The sequence below is a fragment of the Mesorhizobium sp. M1143 genome (assembly GCF_040318435.1).
GTDB lineage: Bacteria > Pseudomonadota > Alphaproteobacteria > Rhizobiales > Rhizobiaceae > Mesorhizobium.
Window position 1 is genome coordinate 1 of record NZ_JAMYMJ010000178.1, and the last position, 1185, is coordinate 1185.

Annotated in this window: 2 pseudogenes; both read right to left on the reverse strand. The window is 59.5% G+C overall.

The annotated features are described in order from the left end of the window. Positions 1-124 (reverse strand): annotated as a pseudogene (locus tag NKH35_RS31765) (co-chaperone GroES); the annotation flags it as partial. Positions 125-556: 432 nt separating this feature from the next. Then, a pseudogene (gene bioZ, locus NKH35_RS31770) lies at positions 557-1185 on the reverse strand (3-oxopimeloyl-[acyl-carrier-protein] synthase BioZ); the annotation flags it as partial.

Below are 1185 nucleotides of genomic sequence, written 5' to 3' on the forward strand. Positions count from 1 at the left end.
CGCCTTCCTGCGGCTTCTCCTTCGCCGTATCCGGTATGATGATCCCGCCGGCGGTCTGGGATTCAGAGTCGACCCGGCGGACGACCACGCGGTCATGTAGCGGCCGGAAATTCGACTTTGCCATTTTTGGATTTCCTTGGTGCGGATGTTGAACGGTGCTCCGTTGCCGGAGCATGCCTAGCACTCAGCCGAAGCGAGTGCTAACGCGGCAATGAGATAAGCCGCAGGCTCCTGCTAGTCAAGACGGAAGAGCAAAGAGCAAAGAGAAAAGAGAAGACAGCAAAGAGCAGGCAGCAAAGAGCGTGTAAGCATCGAGCCTTTTATGTGAACAATGTCGGGTATCCGACATATATGGGGCGGCTCACCCTTTGTAATTGAGCTTTATTCAGATGGTACGATTGGTGCAACGGGTGTTGCATTTGAACTCATCCAGAGGCTCGCACGGGCCGTGCTGCGTCAGCTTGGTCATGTCGAGCTTCAGAAGGCCATTTTTTGGCATTGGTTCTGTTGCTCCTATTGCCGTTCATGACCAATCCTGCGCGCGTGAGCCGGCCGGCTAGATTCCAACCACGAGAGCGCCGCCGCTGAGACCCGCACCCGCCGCCGCCAGAAGGATTTTCTCTCCTGGCTGGAATGGCTTCATCTGGTTGGCGAGCGAGAGCGACAGCGGGACCGTCGCGGCCGAAGAGTTGCCGTATTCGGCAATCGTCTTGACAATTGCTTGGTCCGCAATGCCGAGGTTTCTTCCGACCGCGCCGAAAATCCGAGTATTGGCCTGATGCGGCACAAACCGGCCGACATTGTGTGGCCGCACTCCCGCAGTGGCTAGCGCGGCTGTCGAGCAATCGGTCATCATCTCGACGGCTTTTGCGAACACTTCGGGCCCGTCGGTCATCGTCATCCGGGTCTGCCCGAGGTCGAGGTCGCCATGGAACGGCGTGTTGCTTCCTCCTGCGGGAATCTGGATCAGCCCGTAGCGCGAGCCGTCCGAAGCCACCGAGGCACCGAGAATGACCCGATCAGCATCATCGCACTGACCGATCACCAGGGCGCCGGCGGCATCGGCGAACAAGACTGAGCTCGCGCGCTCGGCTGGATTGATGCGGCGGCTGAGGATGTTGGCGGCGATGACCAGCGCTGGTTTGCCATGCAGGCGGGTGAACCCGTCCGCAACCATGCGCGCAT